The organism is Vibrio sp. VB16 (assembly GCF_015594925.2).
Lineage (GTDB): Bacteria > Pseudomonadota > Gammaproteobacteria > Enterobacterales > Vibrionaceae > Vibrio.
In genome coordinates, this window is the sequence record NZ_CP087590.1 from 2,376,965 (window position 1) to 2,394,067 (window position 17,103).

The 17,103-nt window shown below is 42.3% G+C and carries 17 protein-coding genes, 1 riboswitch and 1 other annotated feature; of the genes, 6 read left to right on the forward strand and 11 right to left on the reverse strand.

Going from position 1 to position 17,103, the window contains the following annotated elements:
* Nucleotide 1: 1 nt before the first annotated feature.
* Nucleotides 2-961 (forward strand): alpha-L-glutamate ligase-like protein, encoded by a 960-nt coding sequence (locus IUZ65_RS10710; protein WP_195703716.1) that lies wholly within the window; start codon nt 2-4, stop codon nt 959-961.
* A 90-nt stretch (nt 962-1,051) separates the two neighbouring features.
* Here the strand turns inward: IUZ65_RS10710 and IUZ65_RS10715 are convergent, their stop codons facing one another.
* Both IUZ65_RS10715 and cysS read right to left on the reverse strand, forming a co-directional pair.
* A complete protein-coding gene (locus tag IUZ65_RS10715) occupies nt 1,052-1,630 on the reverse strand; it encodes a thymidine kinase (protein WP_195703717.1) in 579 nt (192 codons plus the stop codon).
* A gap of 119 nt (nt 1,631-1,749) precedes the next feature.
* Nucleotides 1,750-3,132 carry a cysteine--tRNA ligase gene (cysS, locus tag IUZ65_RS10720; protein WP_195703718.1) on the reverse strand — a complete coding sequence of 461 codons (1,383 nt, stop codon included), beginning with the start codon at nt 3,130-3,132 and terminating at the stop codon, nt 1,750-1,752.
* Between the two features lie 241 nt (nt 3,133-3,373).
* Between cysS and IUZ65_RS10725 the strand changes: the two genes are divergently transcribed.
* The 4 genes from IUZ65_RS10725 to IUZ65_RS10740 all read left to right on the forward strand — a co-directional run bounded on the left by IUZ65_RS10725 (nt 3,374) and on the right by IUZ65_RS10740 (nt 6,807).
* Nucleotides 3,374-3,868, forward strand: a complete 495-nt coding sequence (locus IUZ65_RS10725; protein WP_195703719.1) for a peptidylprolyl isomerase — start codon at nt 3,374-3,376, stop codon at nt 3,866-3,868.
* A 161-nt stretch (nt 3,869-4,029) separates the two neighbouring features.
* Nucleotides 4,030-4,761: a UDP-2,3-diacylglucosamine diphosphatase gene (lpxH, locus tag IUZ65_RS10730; RefSeq protein WP_195703720.1), complete on the forward strand. Its 732-nt coding sequence runs from the start codon at nt 4,030-4,032 to the stop codon at nt 4,759-4,761.
* Nucleotides 4,762-4,906: 145 nt separating this feature from the next.
* On the forward strand, nt 4,907-6,121 hold the full coding sequence (locus tag IUZ65_RS10735) for an EAL and HDOD domain-containing protein (RefSeq protein WP_195703721.1): 1,215 nt from the start codon (nt 4,907-4,909) through the stop codon (nt 6,119-6,121).
* 224 nt (nt 6,122-6,345) lie between these two features.
* Nucleotides 6,346-6,807 carry a YchJ family protein gene (locus IUZ65_RS10740; protein WP_195703722.1) on the forward strand — a complete coding sequence of 154 codons (462 nt, stop codon included), beginning with the start codon at nt 6,346-6,348 and terminating at the stop codon, nt 6,805-6,807.
* Between the two features lie 123 nt (nt 6,808-6,930).
* Here IUZ65_RS10740 and hisIE read toward each other — a convergent pair whose 3' ends face one another.
* The 9 genes from hisIE to IUZ65_RS10785 form a co-directional block, all read right to left on the reverse strand.
* A complete protein-coding gene (gene hisIE, locus IUZ65_RS10745; RefSeq protein ID WP_195703723.1) occupies nt 6,931-7,569 on the reverse strand; it encodes a bifunctional phosphoribosyl-AMP cyclohydrolase/phosphoribosyl-ATP diphosphatase HisIE in 639 nt (212 codons plus the stop codon).
* Nucleotides 7,566-8,339: an imidazole glycerol phosphate synthase subunit HisF gene (hisF, locus tag IUZ65_RS10750; protein WP_195703724.1), complete on the reverse strand. Its 774-nt coding sequence runs from the start codon at nt 8,337-8,339 to the stop codon at nt 7,566-7,568. The genes hisIE and hisF overlap by 4 nt, the downstream gene beginning before the upstream one ends.
* Nucleotides 8,321-9,058, reverse strand: a complete 738-nt coding sequence (hisA, locus tag IUZ65_RS10755) for a 1-(5-phosphoribosyl)-5-[(5-phosphoribosylamino)methylideneamino]imidazole-4-carboxamide isomerase (protein ID WP_195703725.1) — start codon at nt 9,056-9,058, stop codon at nt 8,321-8,323. The genes hisF and hisA overlap by 19 nt, the downstream gene beginning before the upstream one ends.
* Before the next feature lie 52 nt (nt 9,059-9,110).
* Nucleotides 9,111-9,731, reverse strand: a complete 621-nt coding sequence (gene hisH, locus IUZ65_RS10760) for an imidazole glycerol phosphate synthase subunit HisH (RefSeq protein WP_195705087.1) — start codon at nt 9,729-9,731, stop codon at nt 9,111-9,113.
* Between the two features lie 14 nt (nt 9,732-9,745).
* Complete coding sequence (gene hisB / locus IUZ65_RS10765; RefSeq protein WP_195703726.1) at nt 9,746-10,819, reverse strand: bifunctional histidinol-phosphatase/imidazoleglycerol-phosphate dehydratase HisB; 1,074 nt, start codon at nt 10,817-10,819, stop codon at nt 9,746-9,748.
* 10 nt (nt 10,820-10,829) lie between these two features.
* Nucleotides 10,830-11,882 (reverse strand): histidinol-phosphate transaminase, encoded by a 1,053-nt coding sequence (hisC, locus tag IUZ65_RS10770; protein ID WP_195703727.1) that lies wholly within the window; start codon nt 11,880-11,882, stop codon nt 10,830-10,832.
* Nucleotides 11,883-11,885: 3 nt separating this feature from the next.
* A complete protein-coding gene (gene hisD / locus IUZ65_RS10775) occupies nt 11,886-13,181 on the reverse strand; it encodes a histidinol dehydrogenase (protein WP_195703728.1) in 1,296 nt (431 codons plus the stop codon).
* Between the two features lie 3 nt (nt 13,182-13,184).
* Nucleotides 13,185-14,081 (reverse strand): ATP phosphoribosyltransferase, encoded by an 897-nt coding sequence (hisG, locus tag IUZ65_RS10780; RefSeq protein ID WP_195703729.1) that lies wholly within the window; start codon nt 14,079-14,081, stop codon nt 13,185-13,187.
* Nucleotides 14,082-14,191: 110 nt separating this feature from the next.
* Nucleotides 14,192-14,313 (reverse strand) — a sequence feature (His leader region).
* A gap of 98 nt (nt 14,314-14,411) precedes the next feature.
* Complete coding sequence (locus IUZ65_RS10785; RefSeq protein ID WP_195703730.1) at nt 14,412-16,007, reverse strand: Na+/H+ antiporter NhaC family protein; 1,596 nt, start codon at nt 16,005-16,007, stop codon at nt 14,412-14,414.
* A gap of 96 nt (nt 16,008-16,103) precedes the next feature.
* A riboswitch (Lysine riboswitch) is annotated at nt 16,104-16,283 on the reverse strand.
* A gap of 365 nt (nt 16,284-16,648) precedes the next feature.
* On the opposite strand from IUZ65_RS10785, the gene IUZ65_RS10790 reads away from it, so the two are divergent.
* Entirely contained in the window at nt 16,649-17,056 is a 408-nt protein-coding gene (locus tag IUZ65_RS10790; protein ID WP_195703731.1) for an H-NS family histone-like protein, read from the forward strand.
* The last annotated feature ends 47 nt before the right edge of the window (nt 17,057-17,103 follow it).

Here is a 17,103-nt window from a genome sequence, read left to right on the forward strand (position 1 = left end):
TATGTTAGGAAGCTTCACTTCCCCTTTTAAGCTAAAAGATAAAGGCATCATGGGAATGAATACAAGGAACCACAGTTATATTGGTAGATATAACGACCGTTCTAAATATCCATTGGTTGATGACAAACTGAAAACAAAGATTATCGCTGAGCAAGCCGGTGCAACTACACCGGCACTGATCGGGGTTATTAGACAACAAGCCGCGGTGAAGAAAGTCCACGCCATGGTTAAAGACTGGCCGGGGTTTGTTATCAAGCCAGCCCAAGGCAGTGGTGGTAAGGGCATACTCGTTGTCGTCTCTCACAAAGATGGCGTCTATACTAAGCCTTCCGGTGCAACGTGTAACAAACAAGATGTTGAAAGACACATAAGCAACACCTTAGCGGGCCTTTTCTCTTTAGGTGGCAAAAACGACGTGGCGGTAGTCGAGAATTTGATCAAGTTTGATGACTGCTTTGAAGGCTTTAGTTATGAAGGGGTACCCGACGTTCGCATTATTGTGTTTAAGGGCTACCCAGTAATGGCAATGATGCGTCTATCGACAAGTGCTTCTGATGGTAAGGCCAACCTTCACCAAGGTGCGGTTGGTGTGGGTGTGGATATTGCCACCGGAAAAGCGGTTCGTGCTGTGCAATACGACCAACCTGTGACACTTCATCCCGATACCGGAAAAGAACTTCTCACGTTACAGGTTCCCCATTGGGAAAAGCTACTCGTCTTGGCTTCGAGTGCATGGGAGATGACTGGGCTTGGTTACATGGGTACGGATATGGTATTGGACAAAGAAGAAGGCCCTATGGTGCTTGAACTAAACGCCCGACCTGGTTTAGCCATTCAAATTGCCAATGGAGCGGGTTTGATACCTCGGCTTCAGCATATCGAAAGCCTAGGTATGCCCGCTGAATATCCCAAACCATTAGAAAGAGTGCTCTACGCGGCTAAGCAATTTGGAGTGAAATGATTAAGTCGTACAAGATATCATTAAGTGAAAATAAGTAACGGGTTCATACTGACGTGATGAATACTCGCTTCAGCATGAACTCGTACACCATTATTTTCCTAATGCTTCTTTGTAGTGCAGTCGACACACAGAGACATATAGGTCGTTACCGCCAATAGCCACTTGATTACCTTCCGCAATTGGCTCTCCGCTTGCATCAGTACGAATAACCATATTCGCCTTACGACCGCAGTGACAGATGGTTTTTAGTTCAACCAACTTGTCTGCCCACGAAAGTAAATATTTGCTTCCTTCAAATAACTCACCTTGAAAATCCGTACGCAACCCATAACAAAGTGCAGGAATATTTAGCTTATCGACCACCTCTGTTAATTGATAAACCTGTTCTTTTGAAAGGAACTGACATTCATCTACCAAGATACAGTGCAGCTTTTGCTCGTTGTTCAGTTTCTCAATTTCTGCATACAGATCCGTGTCTTGACGAAATAGATGAGCATCTGATTGTAAACCAATCCTGGAACTGACTTTACCTACACCATATCGGTCATCAAAAGCCGCAGTGAAAATCACCGGATTCATACCACGTTCTTGATAATTGAATGAAGATTGAAGAAGTGTTGTCGACTTACCCGCATTCATTGACGAGTAATAAAAATACATCTGAGCCATTATTGATTCTCGGTTCTGATTCTCGGTTCATAAAACTGAATATCGGCGATTACTCTGTTAACGCATGAACCGAGAAAACACGTTATAAGTAACCGCCTATATTAATGGTTAAACAAGGCCTAACCTTTACGCCATGTTGTGCCTTCAGGGCCATCTTCTAAAACAATACCCATCTGTGCTAACTTATCGCGTGCAACATCTGCATTTGCCCAATCTTTAGACGCACGTGAGTCATTACGCAATTTGATAAGCGCTTCTATTTCAGCAACCTCGCTATCATTTCCAGAATCACCTTTCAAAAAAGTATCTGGGTCTTGATGAAGAATACCAATAACGTCGGCCAACTCACGCATTAGAGCCCCAAGCTTAGACGCGAGTTGAATGTCTTCACTCTTAATTCGGTTTACTTCTCGAGCCATATCAAAAAGTACTGAGTAGGCTTCAGGCGTATTGAAGTCGTCATTCATCGCGTCAGAGAAACGGCTTACATAATGGTCACCTGCTGCGGGTTCTGCATTCATGTCTAGTCCGCGCAATGACGTATATAGACGCTCTAACGCTGAGCGAGATTGGTTAAGATTATCTTCACTGTAATTTAGCTGGCTTCGATAATGACCAGACATCAAGAAGTAACGCACTGTTTCAGCATCGTAATGGCTCAATACATCACGTATCGTAAAGAAATTACCTAGTGATTTAGACATTTTTTCTTTGTCTATCATTACCATACCACTGTGCATCCACGTATTGACGTACTTTGAATCATGGGCACAGCAAGACTGGGCAATTTCATTCTCATGATGCGGAAATTGCAGATCAGAACCACCACCATGGATATCAAAATGGTTACCCAATATGGATGAATTCATTGCTGAACACTCAATATGCCAACCTGGTCTACCGTCGCCCCAAGGCGATGTCCAAGTGGGCTCACCGGGCTTCGACATTTTCCAAAGTACAAAATCTAGTGGGCTGCGTTTCGCACTATCAATATCGACACGCGCACCAGCTTGCAATTGATCTAAATCTTGTTTTGATAGCTTACCGTATTCACTAAATTTCTTAACCTCAAACATGACGTCACCGTTACTGGCAACGTAAGCGAATCCACGCTCAATCAATCGTTCTACTAGGTCGATTATCTCTTGAATATAATGTGTTGCTCTTGGCTCGACATCAGGACGCTTCATATTTAGCGCGTCAAAATCTTGATGCATGTCTTGAATCAAACGCTCTGTCAACGAGTCACAACTTTCGCCATTTTCGGCAGCGCGTTTAATGATCTTGTCATCAATATCAGTAATATTGCGTACGAAATTAAGGTCGTAACCTAAAAATCGTAGATATCGAGAGATCACATCAAATGAGACAAATGTACGACCGTGACCGATATGACAGAGATCATAAATGGTTACCCCACACACATACATGCCAATTTTTCCGGCAGTGATTGGTTTGAATTCCTCTTTTTTACGTGTGAGTGTGTTATATATTTTTAACATGATCTCTATCTGGTCTTATTGAAATTAAATAGAGCGCGAGTATATCAATTCCAGTTTGATTAGGTAACCGTTTTTGTCTTTGCTTTCAAGTCATGTGGGCGCGATTCTAATAAAATGGCGATAAACAAGATGTCATGACGATAGAAGCCGTCAAGATACGCAATGTGAAGCATATTTGCTTGTTTGCTGTGTTAAGCTAGAATCCATACTTCAAAACAATACAATAAATAAGGTAAAACTCATGATCATCCTTCACACTAATTTTGGTGACATCAAAGTACAGCTTAACGAAGAGAAAGCACCAGAAACTAGCGCGAATTTCCTACAATATTGTCGTGATGGTTTTTACGATAACACTCTTTTTCACCGCGTAATTGATGGTTTCATGGTTCAAGGCGGAGGCATGACATCTGGTTTAAAAGAAAAACCAACTCGCGCGACAATTAAAAATGAAGCGAGCAATGGCCTAACCAATAACATTGGTACATTAGCAATGGCCCGTACGATGGAACCGCATTCTGCAAGTTCTCAGTTTTTTATCAACGTTAACAACAACACGTTTTTGGATTTTAAATCAGAAAGCATGGACGGTTGGGGTTACTGCGTATTTGCTGAAGTGGTCGATGGCATGGATATCGTGAATAAAATAAAAGCGGTAAGCACTGGTACTATGGGTATGCATCAAGACGTACCGCTAGAAGAAGTACTTATCACTGGAACAACAATCGAAGAGTAAAAATGGGGAGCAACACGCCCTAAATAATTGAAGTTACCGCAAAGCAATAAAAGAGTGAACCCATCCAGTCACCTAAGTACACTAAGTGATTGGATGAATAATGATGGCTCTAAAGGCAACGGTAACTTTAAGTATGATTGGTATCACTCCCCCCTAAAATTATGACGACTTTATTTATATCTGATCTCCACCTCACCCCTTCTCGACCTGACATTACTGAAAGTTTTACGACTTTCATGACGACACAAGCCGTAAAAGCCGATGCCTTATATGTATTAGGTGACCTGTTTGAGTTTTGGATAGGTGACGATGATGATAGTGACTTTAGCCGCTCTATTAAGATGCTATTTAAAACACTAGTGAATTCTGGTGTTCCTTGCTTTTTCATTCAAGGAAATCGTGATTTTCTAATCGGTAAACGTTTTGAAAAAGAAACTGGAATGACGCTATTGGACGAGGTTTGTACCATCGACCTTTATGGCGAACGAGTGGTCATTCTTCACGGTGATACGTTGTGCACGGATGATGTTAAGTACCAAGTTTATAGAGAAAAGGTACACCAACCTTGGCTCCAGTGGGTGTATAACCGCCTTCCACTGTTTGTTAAGAAAAAGATTGTATCTAAAGTTCAATCCGACATTGGTGAAGAGAAAAAAGAGAAATCTCTGGAGATCATGGATGTAAACCAAGACGCTGTTGAAGCAGTATTAAAACAGTTTGGCACAAACCTAATGATTCACGGCCACACCCATAGACCAGACATACATAAATTTTCTGTTGAAGGGTCAAAATACACTCGAATTGTATTAGGTGACTGGTATACACAGAGCTCAATTTTGAGTTTTGAAAAAGATACCTATTCTCTGCAAAATAATTCGCATATGCAAAATTAACGTAGAAACGTATCGAATCTAAGCAATAATAATATGTTATAACGTAATATTTTTTTAAAGCTAAAGAGTAATAATGCTTTTTATGAAAAAAGGACGTAAGATTTAAAGACATAATTAAAAAGGTCAATAAGTCAAAAACCTAGATATGGAATACTCATACGTTGCTCGTCAACCAATATTAGACACTGGAAAAAACACCGTCGCTTATGAACTTCTATTTCGGGATGGCCCTAAAAACTCCTTTCCTGAAATTGAACCAGAAAAAGCGACCAACAGACTGCTTTCAGATCAGTTCTTAGGATCAGAGTATCGTGCGATTGGTGATAAGCTAGGCTTTGTTAATTTCCCATACGAAAGCTTGATTAATCAAGTACCAACTCTTTTTCCAAAAGATAAAATTGTTGTAGAAATTTTAGAAAGTTGTGAGCCAACAGATGAACTACTTACGGCTATTATTGCGCTTAAAAATAAGGGATACAAACTTGCGTTAGATGACTTTGTCCCTAGCCCAGCGTGGAAGCGTTTTCTTCCTCATATCCAGATTATAAAATTTGATATTCAGATTGTTCCTATCATTAAAGCAAAAAAATTCATTGAACGCCTTAAAGGCTCAAAGATAGAGTTTCTCGCAGAAAAGGTCGAAACATACCAGGAATATCAAGACGCAATAGCGGCCGGTTTTACCTATTTTCAGGGCTATTTCTTTAGCCGGCCAGAGATGATCCAGCAGAAATCAATCAAGCCCTCGTTTCTCACGGTAGTCCAGCTTTGCAAAGCCATTGCCACAGAAGAAGTCAACTACACTGAAATAGAGCGAATTGTGGCCGCCGATGTGACGTTATCTTACAAGCTGCTACGTTATGTTAACTCTTCCGCCCTTCTGTCTTCTCAGATTCAATCGTTTCGACAAGCACTTGCGTATCTGGGCGAAGGAAAATTAAGAAAATTTGTTTCGCTTGTTGCAATTGCTTCAACAGAAGCATCCAAACCTGAGTCGTTATATAGTTTATCTATACAGCGTGCTAGATATTGCGAACTCATCACTCTGTGTGCAGATAGAAAAGATCAATCTAGCCAAGCTTTTTTAACGGGTATATTCTCACTACTCGACTCTTTGCTCGATCAGTCTTTAGAAACGATTGTTGATTCCATACCAATTGATGATGCCATTAAAAATGCGCTGTTATCTCAAGAGGGTGAACTAGGCAATATACTGAAACTCGCGATTGCTTATGAGCACGCTGATTGGGAAACTGTAAATGAAATAAGTGATCTTTTACAGATTGATAAAGAGTGCCTTGCAGAGAGTTATGGGCAAGCAATAGAATGGACTGAAGAGCTATTTAGTAAGCCTAGTTAATTGTCACACTATTTTATTTTTTCTAAAAGCCTCTGTATTCAATTAATGCTGTTCGCTTAAGGTTGCCGACCCCTGTTTCCTTCACGAAATCTACGTCATCTCCACGAAAGTGGAGATCTAGATCCGCCCAGATTCCCGTTTTCACGGGAAAGACGAGGGATTAGAGTACTAACCGATCGACATTATTTTATATTAAAGAGGCTTTTTGTTATTTGGGAGTACACATGTCTCACTGCCCTTGTGGAAGCACCAAGCCTTATGGCGATTGCTGTAAACTGATACACGACAACCATGCTTTAGCGGTCTTACCTGAGCAACTTATGCGCGCGCGATATAGCGCCCACACGCTTAAACTAGTTGATTTTGTCGTTAAAACCTATCATTCAAGCTGCAATGCCGAAGGCGAGAAAAAAGGCATTGTGGAATCAGTGAATATGGACTGGCAAAGGTTAGAAATAATTGAAGCCCCCCTTCCAAAAGATGACACGGGGTTCGTCGAGTTTAAAGCCTATCTCTTAGAGCAAGGTACAGAACACTGTATGCACGAACGCTCTCGTTTCATAAGGGAGCAAGGCTACTGGTATTATATTGATGGTGAATTTCCGACAGAACATATTGAGAAAGTGGGCCGTAATGACCCCTGTGTCTGTGGAAGTGGTAAAAAATTCAAGAAGTGTTGTGGATAATGTGCCCGTCTAGCGAATACGAATCTTAGTCAATATCCGCTCCTGTATCCCCAGATAACGAGCTTGTCATTTAGGGATACGGGCATAAATCTCTTTTTAAAGGCGAGGTCCGTAGACGTATTGCTATTTATGTCTTTCTTTCAGCTTATTAATCACATCATTCATAGATAAACCTTGGTCTTGTAAGAGCACCAACAAATGATAGATAAGATCGGCTGATTCACAGACTAATTCTGCCTTGTCACCCGACGTTGCCGCAAGCGCGACTTCAACGCCTTCTTCGCCCACTTTCTGCGATATACGTTTGGTACCACTGGCATACAAACTGGCGGTATACGAAGAATCAGGATCGGCTTCTTTACGAGCGGCCAACAGAGATTCAAGTTGATGAAGCCACACCAACTGTGACGCCTCTTGCTGATCCGCATCAAAACATGTTGTCGTGCCCGTATGGCATGTAGGCCCAATAGGGTTCACCAACACAAGCAAGGTATCGTTATCACAGTCTAAAGAGATAGTCTTAAGCTGCAGTACGTTACCTGATGTTTCACCTTTGGTCCAAAGGCGAGATTTCGTTCTGGAAAAAAAAGTAACCTGTTCTGTTTCCAACGTTTTCTCTAGCGCTTCTGGATTCATGTAACCCATCATGAGCACTTGGCTAGATTGAAAATCTTGCACAATAGCGGGCACTAACCCTTCTACCTTTTCCCAATCAATTCGATCAACCAAGCTTTTCGGTTTGTTCTCTACTGCACTGCTCATAATCGTATCTCCACGCCTTCTTGTTTTAGATATTTTTTTAGCTCACCAATATTGATGACTTGTTTGTGGAACACGGAGGCCGCTAACGCTCCATCTACATTGGTTTTCTTATAGGCCTCGGCAAAATGCGCCATCGTACCCGCACCACCAGACGCGATAAGAGGGACATGGCAGACTTCACGGACCATATTAAGCTGATCGATATCATACCCGTTGCGAACGCCATCCTGATTCATCATATTCAATACGATTTCACCCGCACCACGTTTTTGTACTTCTTGTACCCAATCACGTGTTTCCCAATGCGTTGCTTTTGTGCGCTCTTCATCACCCGTAAACTGATAAACCTGGTACTTACCCGTTTCAGCATCGAAATAAGAGTCAATACCAACCACAATACACTGAACACCAAATTTATCTGCTAGGTTGGTGATAAGCTCCGGATTGGCTAATGCAGGCGAGTTAATAGAGACCTTGTCGGCACCGTATTCAAGTATACGAGACGCATCTTCTGCGGACTTAATACCACCAGCCACACAAAACGGAATATCGATCACTTCCGCAACCCTTGCGACCCAACTTTTGTCAACGACACGACCGTCTGATGAGGCGGTAATATCATAGAATACCAATTCATCTGCGCCTTCTTCAGCATACCGCTGAGCAAGAGGTACAATATCGCCAATAATTTCATGGTTACGGAATTGAACCCCTTTAACCACTTGACCATCCCGAACATCTAAACAAGGAATTATTCGCTTTGCCAACATTGAAACGCCTCCTCAGCAGTAAACTTACCATCTAGTAGTGCACGACCGACAATAACACCGGCGACACCGGTGCCTTTTAGTGCTTCAATATCGGCTAAACTTCCTATACCTCCTGACGATTGAAATTGAACCTGCGGATAGAGTTTGCATAGATCAACATACAGTTCAACGTTAGAACCCGCTAAGGTTCCGTCACGAGATATATCAGTACAAAGTACATGCTTCAATCCAACCGTTAGATAGTCATCGATCAGAGCTTCAATCGTGACACCTGAATCTTCCTGCCATCCGGATATAGCCACTTTACGCGTGCCTTCTTGGTCGATATTAATATCTAATGCGAGAACTATTTTCTCTGCACCATATTTCTCCATCCACCCTTTGACCATCTCTGGTTGTTTTACTGCCGTAGAACCCACAACCACACGTTGTGCGCCGGCATCCAGTAGACCGACAACATCTTTTTCCGTTCTAACGCCACCACCAATTTGTACATTGGCAGGCGTACTTGCAATCAAGGTCGCAATGAGATCGAGTTGACGTGCATTAATATCTTTGGCACCAGTAAGGTCAACAAGGTGTAACCAATTAGCCCCAGCTTGATGGTAAAGATTGAACTGTTCTGCAGGATCAACCTTATATTCAGTTACCTGATCATAGTCCCCTTGAAATAGCCGAACCACTTGGCCTTCAATTAAATCGAGTGCTGGAATAATCACAACAAAATCCTTTTCTTTTTATCTGTTTCTAACATTTAAAATCTACGCTTCTTTAAAAGATAAGTTCTAAGAAATTCTTTATTAATCGAGAACCCGCTTTACTAGAACGCTCTGGATGAAACTGCACCCCGTAATAATTGCCATTTTGTACGGCCGCGGTAAACGCGTTACCGTAATCACAACGAGCAATTGTGTCGTCACCAACAGGCATGGCGTAGCTATGTACAAAGTAGAAATATTCATCTTCTTCAATGCCATCAAACAAAGGATTACCTTTTTGGGCCGTTACGGTATTCCAACCCATATGCGGTAGCGGAAGATCACCAGTGTCCATTAGGCGGACTTCACCATCGCAAAGCGATAAGCACTCTACTATCTCGTTACCCACAGAACCCTTTTCGTAGGAGAGTTTCCCAAGCAATTGCATGCCTAGACAGATTCCAAGCAAAGGCTTCTCAACTTGTTTCACAAGGGCAATTAAATCTCGTTCGGCGAGGTTTTTCATTGCTTCGCTTGCCGTCCCTACTCCGGGTAGAAACAGCTTATCTGCCGCTAAAACGACACTAGGATCCTTTGAAATCGTCACAGGATAACCTAGGCGTTCAATCGCAAACTTAACCGATGATACGTTTGCGCATCCGGTGTCGATAATCACTACTTTCTGACTCATCAAAGCCTCCTTTTCCATCAGAGTACGCCTTTACTACTAGGAAGCTCATTACCTTCCACCTTAATAGCCTGGCGTAGAGTCCGTCCAAACGCTTTAAACAAGCTTTCTATAATGTGGTGATCATTGTCACCAGAAGACGACAGATGGAGTGTGCATGCTAGAGTGTCAGTTAATGAACGGAAGAAATGTTCGACCATTTCTGTTGAAAGGTCTCCGACCAGTTCACGACCAAATTCCGCTTCAAATTTTAGATAAGGTCTTCCTGAAAGGTCTAGCGCACATTGCGCCAAACACTCATCCATAGGCAGGCTAAATCCGAAACGACCAATTCCACGTTTTTCTCCAAGCGCCTCTTTCAATGCTTGGCCCAATGCTAACGCCGTATCTTCGACGGAATGATGGTCGTCGATATGCAAATCACCATCTACACTCACTTGCATTTGGAAGGCACCATGGGTCGCAATTTGGTCTAGCATATGGTCAAAGAACCCAAGTCCTGTCGAGATCTTATTTCCGCCTTGTACATCGAGATTAACCGCGACTGAAATATCGGTTTCTTTTGTCGTTCGAACCACTTTGGCAACACGTTCATTCACGGTTAGATCACGCAGAATGTCGAACCACCCCATCGAATTGGGGTCATATTGGATTCCGCGAATGGCCATATTTTCAGCAAGCTGAAGGTCGGTTTTACGGTCACCAATCACAGCGGATGTTTTGAAGTTCACTTTTCCCGCTTGAAGGTACTCTTTTACCATGCCCAATTTCGGTTTACGGCAGGTGCAGTTGTCTTCTTCAAAATGTGGACAGAGTAAGACATCGTCGAATTTCACGCCTTGAGATTCAAAGATCTCCATCATCATATTATGCGGTGCATCAAACTCTTCTTGAGGATAACTAACCGTCCCTAACCCATCTTGGTTGGTTACCATCACCAATCGATACCCTGCATCTTGCAGCGCCAAAAGGCTCGGGATGACATACGGTTCAAACTTTAATTTATCTAACCGATCAACCTGAAAATCAGTTGGTGGCTCAACAATTAAGGTGCCATCTCGATCAATAAATAGAATTTTTTGTTGGTTACTCACTTCGCTATCCTTATACAGTGCGTTCTTCCAGTTGTTTTTTAATGAAGTTGGCGGTTTTTTCGCACTCTTCCCTATTGCCAACACTTACTCTAATGCAGTCTTTGATTGGCGAGTTACGTAAAATTATGCCATTGTCCCATGCGCTCTTAAATAACAAGTCGCCATCTGAACATTGAACGAGTAAGTAATTTCCTAAGCCTTGGTAGACGGTCATCCCTTCTATTAGAGACAATGCTTGTTCTAAATAGGCTCGGTTGTCATTGAGTTCACCCACCTGATGTCGAGCTCTAATTAGGCCCGCCTCAGAAAGAGCCTGACACGCGATGTCAGCGACGGGGATGGGAACAGGATACGGAGCAATAACCTTCAGTAATACATCAATGAGAGGCTTATTGGCTAACGTAAAACCACACCTTAACCCTGCAAGAGCAAACGCTTTTGACAATGTTCGTAGAATGGCGAGATTTTCATACTTATCGAGTAGATCTTTGGTTGATGCCTCTGGGCAGAAATCGATATAGGCTTCGTCCATCACGACAATGGCCTTATCTTTCGTCATTTCAAGCAACGCGATAATATCTTCACGATCAATCAGGTTGCCTGTCGGATTATTGGGGCTACAAACAAAGACAAGTTTTACACCATCTAGATTTGCTTTTATACCATCCAGATCTAGCTGCCAGTTAGACTTTGATGGGACCACTTTCCGTTCAACGCCAATCGTTTCTGCACTGATCGCATACATCCCGTAAGTCGGTGGACAATACAATATTGCATCCTCTCCCGGCTCACAAAACGCCCTAACCAGAAGTTCGATGCCTTCATCAGCACCTCGTGACGTTAATACCTGTTCAGGTTGGACACCCGCATAGCTCGCATAAGCAGCAATCAATTCTTGTGGCTGACAACTGCTATAACGATTAAGCCGATCAAATGTGGTGTGGTATTGGTTATCAAACGGCGATTCGTTGGCGTTTAGCCAAACATCGCCACTCCCACCTATTTTTCTGGCTGAGAGATAAGGGGTAAGTTCTTGAACCTGCTTCCTAGCGAGCTTTTCCATCCATTACTCTCCTTTTGCTAGCGCTTCTACACGAATTGTCACTGCGCGTTTATGTGCATCTAACCCTTCAGCTTCCGCCATTGTGACAACCGTAGACGCGAGTCCCTTCAATCCATCTGCCGAAAGCTCTTGAACGGTCATTCGCTTAGAAAAATCCGCCAGTCCTAAACTGGAATACGTGCGAGTATAACCATAAGTCGGAAGAACATGGTTAGTACCAGAGGCATAATCACCCACAGACTCTGGAGACCAATCACCTAAGAAGATCGAACCAGCATTATCTAACAACGGTAAAAGCTCTCTTGGGTATCGGGTTTGAACAATAAGGTGTTCGGGGCCATAGGCATTCGAGATTGACACGCACTGCGGAATCGAATCGGCAATAACAATGACACTGGAACCGAGTGCTTTTTCCGCAATGTCGGCGCGGGAAAGTTGTTTTAGCTGAGCCTGTACAGCATCGGCCACTTTATCCGCAATAACCGGTGAAGGCGTCAATAATATAACCTGAGAATCCGGGCCATGTTCTGCTTGGCTTAGTAAATCCGCCGCGACAAACTCTGGATTAGCCGTTTCATCAGCGATAACAAGTACTTCAGAAGGTCCCGCTGGCATATCAATGGCGGCTCCGCGGAAGTCATTGCTGACTTGACGTTTTGCTTCAGTTACATAAGCATTACCGGGGCCAAAAATCTTCTCTACTTTTGAAACCGTTTCGGTTCCATAAGCCATTGCCGCAATCGCTTGACCGCCACCCACATTGTACACTTCATCTATTTTACACAACTTAGCAACGTATAAAATCTCGTCGGCAATAGGCGGTGGAGAACAGAGAACAACCTGACGACAACCCGCTATTTGTGAAGGCACGCCCAACATGAGTACCGTCGATGGTAATGGCGCGCTACCACCTGGAATATACAAACCAACCTTATTGATTGGCCTTGTTAACAACTCGCAAACGACGCCAGGTTGTGTTTCAACCTTGAGTGGTTGTGGCTTTTGTGCTTTATGGAAAACAGAAATATTTTTATACGCTTGTCCAAGCGCTTCTTTCATTTTCTCTGAAAGCCTCTCCGAGGCCGCTTCTATCTCTTCGCTAGAAACACGAATGGACGCTGGCGTCACTCCATCAAATTTTTGCGTAAGTTCGAGCAGTGCTTTATCACCCTCAGAACGGACTTTTTTGATAACGCCTTGCACTGTCGCCGTAATATTTGCGCCTTCGGCAATTGCCGGACGCTCTAAAACTGAGTCTTGCTGCGATTCACTTAAAGATTGCCAAACAACAGTCTTCATGACTTACTCCATCATTTTTTCGATTGGAAGAACAAGAATTGAACTCGCACCGAGCTCTTTAAGCTGTTCCATCGTTTCCCAAAATAGATTTTCTGTACTCACTAAGTGCACGGCTACTCGGTTTGTCTCTGCGGCAAGGGGTAATACTGTTGGGTTTTCCGCACCAGGTAAAAGCGCTTTTATAGCCTCTAACTGATCAGTAGGTGCGTGCAACATGATGTATTTGGACTCTTTTGCCTGAATAACACCTTGCATACGAGTAAGTAGCTTATTGATAAGTGCTTCCTTATCTTCATCAAACTCACCGGCACGTTGAATCAATGTCGCTTTAGAACGGAAAATAACTTCGGCTTCTTTCAGCCCATTCGCTTCTAACGTTGCACCAGTTGAAACAAGATCGGCAATCGCATCCGCCAAACCAGCACGAGGGGCCACTTCTACAGACCCTTGTAAATTACAGGTACTGAACTCAACACCTTGCTCATCCATAAAGGCTTTTAGAAGGTGTGGGTAGGTAGTAGCAATACGCTTACCGTTAAGGTCTTGCGGACCGTTGTATTGCTCATCTTGATTAATAGCAATGGATAATCGACAACCACCAAAATCTAAACGACGAAGTGCCACAAATTCACTCGGTTCACCTAAGGCCACTCTGTCTAAGCGGACCTCTTCTAGCTCATTTTCACCGATAAAACCAAGGTCAACCACACCATCCATGACCAACCCAGGGATGTCATCATCACGCACAAGTAGTAAATCGATAGGCATATTTTCTGTATGGACAACTAAACGCTCACCCATCAAATTAAACTTAGCACCACACTTTTTAAGCAGTTCTTGGCATTCTTTACTTAGGCGGCCTTTTTTCTGGATGGCAATTCTGAGTCGTTGTGTTTGCATTATTCTATTCCCTGTCTGAATATTCGTTATTTTTCTAAATTCTAATTTCGCTTTGAATTACAAATTACTGGCGCGATTTTGTACATAAATACGTTGAAACATCTAAAACCAAAAAACCCTCGGGGTTTTTATTTCCCGAGGGTTCGAATCTTTGATTTGACCTCCGGGATTTATTATCTCCCGGGTATGCGTACACCGCCCGAAAGACTACTCAGGATGATGATGGTGGTGAATGTTCATTACAAATATACGCATAATTTCTTAGTTCCTTTCGCTTATAAACACACTAACTAAGCTCGATTCAATTTTCAACCTAAAAATTCGTTTTTTTTACGCATTTTGCATCTGTAGGCTTTTTGCTTTAGATATCGTCGACAATACAAAGCAGGCAATCACGAATGCAATAAAGGCAGTAGCGAATGACGTTGCGACAGAATTCGTCAATCCAAGAACAATAAAACCGACACTAGAGACAAGCGCGACAGTAATGGCATAAGGCAACTGAGTCGCAACGTGGTCGATATGATTACAACCGGCCCCCGTAGATGACAATATAGTCGTATCTGAAATTGGTGAACAGTGGTCACCGAAGACTGAACCGGCCAAAACAGCACTCAGCATAGGCAACATCATTGTTAAGTCTGTCGCACCGGCCATATCGCCTGCTATCGGTAACATTATCCCAAACGTTCCCCATGATGTTCCTGTAGAGAATGCCATTAACCCAGACAATAAAAATAAAATGACAGGTAACCAATGGACGCTAATATTGCCTTGGATTAAAGAAGACAAATAAGCCCCTGTTTTCATGTCACCGATAACCGAGCCTATCGACCATGCAAAAATCAATATTAATATAGCGCTAAACATAGATTTAGCGCCGATCCAAACTGTATTAGCAATATCGGCTATCGGTAATTTCTGCTTGAAGACGGTAAATAATGCAATAGTTAGTCCGGCTAAGCCTCCATATACGAGCGAGCGACCAACATCGGTATTTTCAAATGCCCCTAGCACTGAAAACATTTTACCGTCAGATTCTAATGCTGTGCTTCCGGTATATATCATCGACACAACCGTTGCGATAATCAAAAATAGAATAGGAAGGACTAAATCAGACACTTTTCCATATTCACTTTCTACGATATCGAGCTCTTCATTTAATTCTAAAGCTTCAGAACTGCTTTCATCAGAAGTGGATTTATTGTTTAGGGACGCTTCATGTTCATGTTTACTCATTGCACCAATATCTAATTGAAACCATGCAACAGCAAACACCATCAATAATGCGAATACCGCATAGAAATTCATTGGTACTAAACGTAAATAGGCACCCAAAGCTGAATATTCAGTTAGCCCATGGCTGACTAGAATACCGCTAATAATAGTCATTATATACGCGCCCCAACTAGAGACAGGCATTAATACACACATAGGCGCTGCGGTTGAATCTAAAATATAGGCCAACTTTGCCCGTGACACATTGTAACGGTCGGTGACAGGGCGTGAGATCGCGCCAACAGCGAGGCTATTGAAATAATCATCGACAAATATAAATACACCTAAAAAGGCGGCGAGCAATTGTGAACCACGTTTACTTTTCACTCGTGTCTGAGCCCAAAGAGCGAACGCCCGAGTGCCTCCAGATAGAGTTAATAACGCGGTCATCATTCCAAGGATGACTAAAAAGGCAACAATACTCATATTCCAAGTATTGATACCTCCATCCTCGACAAATACACCTTTGACCGTAGTGCCTATATAGCTAAAGGAGTTTGATATGGAATAGTCCGCAAGGAGTAAGGCGCCTAATACTATACCAATACCCAAGGAAACTAATACACGGCGGGTAACGACAGCAAGGCCTAAAGCCATTAAAGGTGGTAATAACGATAAGGGTGACGAAGCAAAGTCTACTAAATTCATGATCTACAAAACCGATTGGTTAGAGATCTACTGCAGAATTAACATGTAAAATGTGGATATGTTAATGATAAGTGAAAGAAAACCAACAGTTTTCCAACCCACAGTAGCGCTCCATAGTTAATAAAAAATACACTATGGCAGTGTCGTAATTATTAAATACGACCCCAGCAAGCGGCTTGATAAACGCACTCACTTCGGCAATAACTCCTTTCTAGACTATTCATTGGCATCACCCCAATAGAATGTACTGATAGTTATTGCTCCTCTACCTCAGTAAACAGCTAGGATATAAGGAAAAATTCTTATATAAACCTAGAAACTGAATAAGGTGCGCGCAATTGTACGGATTTGACCATCTTTTGCAACATAAAAAGCCATCACAATGCATTTCGTTCGATAGATATGTCCATAGAATTCAATATGGCTGATATACACTATTTTTTAAATGGTTACGTAATAATGTCAGAGGAATGTCAAAATATCAGTTCGCAGAATTGGAAATATGAGGTCAATTTACAAAAATTTATATTATTCTGTCGCGAGAATAGTACGATATATATAATTTAATTCTAAATAATTTGGTATTATTTAATTTGGCTGTTATTATTATGATGTTTAATAATAATCAAATGGAAGTAAACATGTCAGAACTTACAAAAACGCTGCTCAATATTCGTAGTCTGCGTGCCTTTGCTCGCGAATTAACTTTTGAGCAATTAGAAGAAGCCCTAGAAAAACTTACCGTCGTTGTTGAAGAACGTCGTTCAGCAGCAGACGAAGAAAAAGCAGCATTAGCAGAAAGAGAAGCTAAGCTAGCTGAATATGCCCAGATGATTGCAAAAGATGGCATTGATGTTGAAGATTTAATTTCTGCATTATCTGGCGAAACCAAAACAAAAACTCGCAAGAAGCGCGAACCTCGCCCAGCTAAATATAAATATGTTGATACAAATGGCGAAGAAAAAACTTGGACAGGTCAAGGTAGAACACCATCTACTATCCAATCGCAGCTTGATGCTGGTAAACCTTTAGATGATTTCCTTATCTAAAGTAAATGAATTAAATTATTAAGAGCTCCCTAGGGAGCTCTTTTTTT

Excerpts from the sequence above, each read along its gene's own strand:
- hisD (WP_195703728.1), bottom strand. The coding sequence starts at position 13,181 with ATGAAGACTGTTGTTTGGCAATCTTTAAGTGAATCGCAGCAAGACTCA.
- cysS (WP_195703718.1), bottom strand. The coding sequence starts at position 3,132 with ATGTTAAAAATATATAACACACTCACACGTAAAAAAGAGGAATTCAAA.
- hisIE (WP_195703723.1), bottom strand. The coding sequence starts at position 7,569 with ATGAGCAGTGCAGTAGAGAACAAACCGAAAAGCTTGGTTGATCGAATT.
- IUZ65_RS10725 (WP_195703719.1), top strand. The coding sequence starts at position 3,374 with ATGATCATCCTTCACACTAATTTTGGTGACATCAAAGTACAGCTTAAC.
- IUZ65_RS10740 (WP_195703722.1), top strand. The coding sequence starts at position 6,346 with ATGTCTCACTGCCCTTGTGGAAGCACCAAGCCTTATGGCGATTGCTGT.
- IUZ65_RS10785 (WP_195703730.1), bottom strand. The coding sequence starts at position 16,007 with ATGAATTTAGTAGACTTTGCTTCGTCACCCTTATCGTTATTACCACCT.
- IUZ65_RS10710 (WP_195703716.1), top strand. The coding sequence starts at position 2 with ATGTTAGGAAGCTTCACTTCCCCTTTTAAGCTAAAAGATAAAGGCATC.
- hisF (WP_195703724.1), bottom strand. The coding sequence starts at position 8,339 with ATGTTGGCAAAGCGAATAATTCCTTGTTTAGATGTTCGGGATGGTCAA.
- IUZ65_RS10715 (WP_195703717.1), bottom strand. The coding sequence starts at position 1,630 with ATGGCTCAGATGTATTTTTATTACTCGTCAATGAATGCGGGTAAGTCG.
- hisG (WP_195703729.1), bottom strand. The coding sequence starts at position 14,081 with ATGCAAACACAACGACTCAGAATTGCCATCCAGAAAAAAGGCCGCCTA.
- hisC (WP_195703727.1), bottom strand. The coding sequence starts at position 11,882 with ATGGAAAAGCTCGCTAGGAAGCAGGTTCAAGAACTTACCCCTTATCTC.
- IUZ65_RS10790 (WP_195703731.1), top strand. The coding sequence starts at position 16,649 with ATGTCAGAACTTACAAAAACGCTGCTCAATATTCGTAGTCTGCGTGCC.
- IUZ65_RS10735 (WP_195703721.1), top strand. The coding sequence starts at position 4,907 with ATGGAATACTCATACGTTGCTCGTCAACCAATATTAGACACTGGAAAA.
- lpxH (WP_195703720.1), top strand. The coding sequence starts at position 4,030 with ATGACGACTTTATTTATATCTGATCTCCACCTCACCCCTTCTCGACCT.